We start from the raw sequence: 5,452 nt of genomic DNA, 5'->3' as shown, positions 1-5,452 counted from the left end.
CGTGCCACCACTAACTCGCTATTTTGAATTAGTGGTGCACGCGAGATGCTTCGGCAAGCTCAGCATGCGTTTTTGCTTTAAGAACAAGGACCTTAAATAAAGTTCGGCTTGTCCAGCTTCTTGGAGATGCGGAAGGCGGCATTCATCAGGCCTACGTGGCTGTAGGCCTGCGGGAAGTTGCCCCACTGCGAGCCGGTGCGGGCGTCCACGTCTTCGCTGAGCAGGCCCAGGTGGTTGGTGTAGCGGGTCAGCTTCTCAAACTCCCGGATGGCATCGTCTATCCGGCCCACGCAGGCCAGGGCCTCCACGTACCAGAAGGAGCAGATGAGAAACGTGGTTTCGGGCGTGCCAAAATCGTCGGGATGGCGGTAGCGGTAAAACAGGCCTTCGGGCGTCATCAGCTCTTTTTCCAGCGCTTCCAGGTGGGTGTGGGCCAACTCCGACGAGGGGTCGAGGTAGCCCATCAGAATAAGCTGCAGGGTGCTGGCGTCAAGGTGCGGCGAGCCGATGGCATTGGTGTACACGCCGCGCTCGGCATCGAGGCACAGCTCGATGCGGCGCGTGGCTTCGTCCAGTAGCTTGGTGGCCAGCGCCTCCATCTCGGCATTGCCCAGCTTGAAAGCTACCTGACGGGCGGCGTGGCAGCCGGCCCAGTGAAAGAGGTACGTGTAGCAATGGTACTGCGCAATGTGCCGGAACTCCCAGAGCCCGGCATCGGGCAGGTCCATGGTTTGCTCAATGAAGTGCAGGGCCTCGTACACCAGCTTTTCGGGCGCGGTGCGCTCGGGGTCCACAAAGCGCCGGTCTACGTACAGCGGCAGCAGGGCCACCAGCACCTGCCCGTACACATCATTCTGAATGTGGGTATAAGCGTCGTTGCCGATGCGTACCGGCTGGTTGCCCAAGTAGCCTTCCAGGTCCAGCTCCTGCTCCACCAGCGCCGAGGTGCCGCTGATGCCGTACAGCGGCTGGTACTTGCCCTGAATGTTGGTCGAAATATTGGCGATGTAGTGGAAGTACCGCTCCATTTCCTCAAAGTGGCCGATGTTGCTGAAGGCCGTGAGGATGTAGTAGGTGTCGCGCATCCAGCAGTAGCGGTAGTCCCAGTTGCGGGTGCTGCCGGGGGCCTCGGGCAGGCTGGTGGTGGTGGCGGCAATGATGGCGCCGGTGTCTTCGTACTGGTGAATTTTCAGGGCCAACGCCGACCGAATGACCTGCTGCTGAAAGAAGTCGCCGATGCTGGTGCTCTTTATCCACTTGCGCCAGTAGTCCACGGTGCTGCGCAGAAACTGCTCGGCCGTGCTTTCCAGCGGGGCCTCCAGCGGCGCGCCGTAGGTGAGCACCAGGTACTTGGTTTCGTTGAGGGCAAACTCGTCGCTATCCAGCACGTAGGTGAGCGGAATGTTGGTGGTGAGGCGGATTTCCTCTTCCAGGCCCAGAAACGCAATGTGGTTGGAGCTGCGGCGGCGGTGCAGCTCCTTGGTACCGTATTCGCCCACGGGCTGGCACACCACCCGAATGCGCGGAGCGCCTTCCAGCGGTTCCAGCTTCCGGATAAACATCAGCGGCTTGTAGTACCGCTCGTATTGCAGGAAGCGCGGCGCAAAGTCCGTGACGCGGTAGCGGCCGTCGGCCGTGGTGATTTCCGTGCACAGCACGTTGGTGTTTTCGCGGTAGTACTGGTGCGATTCGAACGCCTGGCCACGGGCCGGGCACACGCTGTACTCGCCGCCCTTGCGCGAGTCCAGCAGGCTGCCAAACACAAAGCTGCTGTCGAAGCGCGGCCAGCACAGCCAGGCCACCGACGTGTCTTTGCGAATGAGGCCCAGGAAGGCGCAGTTGCCCACCAGACCCATGTCGTAAGTGTGCTTGGTAAGGGAAGGAGGAATGGCGTTCATATAAAGGAATGCGGGTACGGCAACGGATACTAAAAAGCCCGGCAGTCACCTGTCGGGCTCTTAAAAATACGGGCGAACGGGGGTGGGGTTGCCAACTGGAGGTGGCTTACCCTCGTTCGCCGGGCCCGGCCGGGGCCACCGGGGCGTCTAGCCGCGCCCTTATTTTGGGCAGGCATTCCGGGTATTGCTGCTGCACAAACGTCACCAGCTGCTCCCGCACGGCACAGCGCAGCTCCCACACCGAGCTGGCGTCGGCAGCGCTCACCAGGGCGCGCAGTTCCAGGGTGCTTTCTTTGGCCTCCGTCACGTGCAGCACGCACGCGCGTCCGTCCCACAGCGGGTGGGCTTCCAGAATGCGCCGCAGCTCGGTCCGGATGGCTTCCACCGGCATCGTGTAGTCTACCTGCAGAAACACCGAGCCCGTGATTTTGGCGCTGTTGCGGGTCCAGTTCTGAAAAGGCTTTTCGATGAAGTAATTGAGCGGCAGCACCAGCCGGCGCTCGTCCCAGAGGGCCATCACCACGTTGGTGAAGGTGATTTCCTCCACCCGGCCCCACTCACCCTCCACCACCAGCACGTCGTCGATGCGCAGGGGCTGGGTGAACGCCAGCTGGAAACCCGCCAGCAGGTTACCGATGGAGCGCTGCGCGGCAAAGCCAATAATGACGCTGGCAATGCCCGCCGAGGTTAGCAGGCCGGTTCCCACGCGCCGCACCGTGGCAAAGCTCATGAGCACCAGGGCCACGGCCACGAAAAAGATGAGCGACACCACTACCTTTTTCACAAACTGCAGCTGCGTAAACAGCTTGCGTATCTGCAGGTTGTCGCCCTCCGACAAGGAGTAGTGCGCCAGCACCAGGTCCTCGGCTACTTCCACGGCCCGCATCAGCCCCCAGGCAAAGCTGGCGATGAACGCAATTTCCACCACCCGCCGCAGCAGCTCAAACGGGCGGGCCTCCAGCGGCACCAGGGGCAGCAGCAACGACAGCAGCAGGATGGGGAAAAAGTAGCTCACCGGGTGGGCCAGGTGCTGCCGCACCGAAGCCACCAGCGGCGAAGCCTGCCGCCGCTCGTAGGCCCGCAGCCCCACCGCAATGAGGTATTTCAACAGCAGGCCGCCCACAATGCTGCCCACCACCACAAGTACCCCCACCATGGTGTCGGGGAACTGCTCCATCCACTGCTGCACCTTTTCTGCCATACCTCGCAGGCCTTGTGTTTACGTCAGGTGGCCCGGCCGTTTGTACCCCCGCACAGCGGCAAAGGTTGGCTATGTGAAAGTTGCGAGGCGAGGAGGCGGTCACCGTCAGCCGGTTGGCTGGCGGGAGGCAAGCCGTGCCGCCGCGCTAGTCGCGGTAGTTGAGGGCCGGCTTGCGGTCGCCCAGCAGCGGCTTGTACACATAGGTGCCCACGTCCTGCTTGAATTCGGCAGTGGCTTTTTCCAGCAGGTCGGGGTTGGTGAACAGGTCGATGGCCGTCAGGGTCATGGTTTTGGCGGCCACCATCATGCCCTTGGAGCCAATTTCCTGCCCGCTGCAGGCCACGGCCTGCCAGCTGTGGGCCGGCGTGCCCGGAATCCAGGTGGCGGCCAGCAGGCCCACGGTGGGCACCGCAAAGCTCACGTCGCCCACATCGGAACTGCCGCCCCCGTCCGTCACAGCAAAAGGCTGGATGGAGGCGGCCTCCTCCACGGGCGGCGCCGCAAAGCCCAGTGAGGCCTGCAGCTGCTTGCCCATTGCCAGCTCCTGCGGGCTGTAGGTCACGCCGCCCACTTTTTCCAGGTTCAGCTGCAGGGCCCGGGCCAGGGTCTCGTTGAGCAGCAGCTCGTGCGTGCCGCCTATGATTTCGTAGTCCATGGTAGTGCCCGTACCCAGGGCAGCCCCCTCGGCCGCCTTCACCACGCGGGCAAACGCGTCCTTCACCTCCGAGCGGTTGGGGTGGCGCACGTAGTAGTACACTTCCGCAAATTCGGGCACCACGTTCGGGGCCTTGCCGCCGTTGGTGATGATGTAGTGAATGCGGGTTTCCTGGGGCACGTGCTCGCGCATCATGTTCACCATGTTGTTCATGGCCTCCACGCCGTCGAGGGCGCTGCGCCCGCGCTGGGGCGAGGCCGCTGCGTGCGAAGCAATGCCGTGGAAGCGGAATTTGGCCGAGCTGTTGGCAATGTAGCTGGCCATCATCGAGCGGTTCTGGTTGCTGGGGTGCCAGTGCAGCACCGCGTCCACGTCCTTAAACAGGCCGGCCCGCACCAGGTACACCTTGCCGCTGCCGCCCTCCTCGGCCGGGGCGCCGTACACCCGCACCGTACCCTTAAACTTGCCTTCCTTCATCAGCTTCTTCAACTCGATGCCCGCCGCTACACTGGCCGTGCCAAACAAATTGTGGCCGCAGCCGTGCCCGGCGTCGATGCCGGCCACGGGCTTTTTCTCGGCCCCGGCCTGCTGCGAGAGCCCCGGCAGCGCATCGTATTCCGCCAAAATCCCAATCACTGGCTTGCCGCTGCCGTACGTGGCCACAAAGGCAGTGGGAATATCGGCCACGCCCGCCTGCACCGTAAAGCCATTGTCCCGCAGCGTTTTCTGCAGCAGGGCCGAGCTTTGGGTTTCCTTGTAGCCCACTTCAGCAAAACCCCAGATGCGCTGGGCCACCTGCCGGTACTCGTTGTAGCGGCTTTGCAGGTCCTGCTGGGCCTGCGCCTTCATGGCCTCCACATCGGCGGGCGGCGCCGTGGGCTGCGCGGCCAGCAGGCCAGCGCTCAGCAAGCAAACGGAGTAGATGATTTTTTTCATGTCTGAATGCGGGAACGATGCCAGAAATTGATGAAAGCAAATTGCTCAAAGCGAAAGTAGCATCATTCCAGCCGTGCACAAAGCCGTTGCTTAAACTAAAGCAATTAAGTGTAAGGCTTCATTAAGTATTATAAATATTATAAGATTAAACTTTGCAATATCATATAATATAATCAATTTATATAAATTTTTAGATAAAAATGAAAATGCGTTACAGTACCCAGTAATGAGGTCCTCTAGGTATAGCAGACACAGTTGGGACGTGCCATAATTTTCAACTACGTAGTTTCGGCGCTGTTCTGCCGGCTGTTAGCCATACAGTGTAAACTATATTCTTTATCGGCGAGCCTAGGCTCTTGGGCAAGGGCAAACCGGCCAGGCCTTAGAAGGGCAGCGCCTGATTGCGGCCCGGCTCCTGCAGCCCGGTGCCCGGACTGTCTCGGAGTACATCGAAGTAGAGGGCGAATGCAAGTAAAACTGCCTCACAATGGGCAAAGGCATTGCGCAGACCAAGGCAGTAAGTGCGACCCTACTCGTGGCGAAGATGCCACGCTTGGCGCGCAGTGTGTATTTAGTGAGCATCAAAAAGTGTGGGGCAGCGATGGGAACACAGCCAGCACCCGTAGTTTCAGTTTTCTTAGGTAAGATAAGAACTGGGCAAGCCTAGAGCGTGAGGACAATTACCTTCGAGCAAACCCAAGTTAGCTTATGCGTCGTCACGAAATAACGGACCGGCAGTGGACGGTGGTTGCACCCCTGCTT

The 5,452-nt window shown here is 60.8% G+C and carries 3 protein-coding genes; all 3 read right to left on the bottom strand.

What is annotated here, in order from left to right; all coding sequences use genetic code 11:
* Positions 1-92: 92 nt before the first annotated feature.
* The 3 genes from BEN48_RS14755 to BEN48_RS14745 all read right to left on the bottom strand — a co-directional run bounded on the left by BEN48_RS14755 (position 93) and on the right by BEN48_RS14745 (position 4,690).
* Positions 93-1,898, bottom strand: a complete 1,806-nt coding sequence (locus BEN48_RS14755; protein ID WP_070735669.1) for a glycoside hydrolase family 15 protein — start codon at positions 1,896-1,898, stop codon at positions 93-95.
* 106 nt (positions 1,899-2,004) lie between these two features.
* Positions 2,005-3,099 carry a mechanosensitive ion channel family protein gene (locus BEN48_RS14750; protein ID WP_070735668.1) on the bottom strand — a complete coding sequence of 365 codons (1,095 nt, stop codon included), beginning with the start codon at positions 3,097-3,099 and terminating at the stop codon, positions 2,005-2,007.
* A gap of 145 nt (positions 3,100-3,244) precedes the next feature.
* Positions 3,245-4,690, bottom strand: a complete 1,446-nt coding sequence (locus BEN48_RS14745; RefSeq protein ID WP_070735667.1) for an amidohydrolase — start codon at positions 4,688-4,690, stop codon at positions 3,245-3,247.
* Positions 4,691-5,452: the final 762 nt, after the last annotated feature.

It is taken from the genome of Hymenobacter glacialis (genome assembly GCF_001816165.1).
Lineage (GTDB): Bacteria > Bacteroidota > Bacteroidia > Cytophagales > Hymenobacteraceae > Hymenobacter > Hymenobacter glacialis.
The sequence above is the reverse complement of the archived record's forward strand: the minus strand, read 5'-3'. Positions and strand labels throughout refer to the sequence as shown.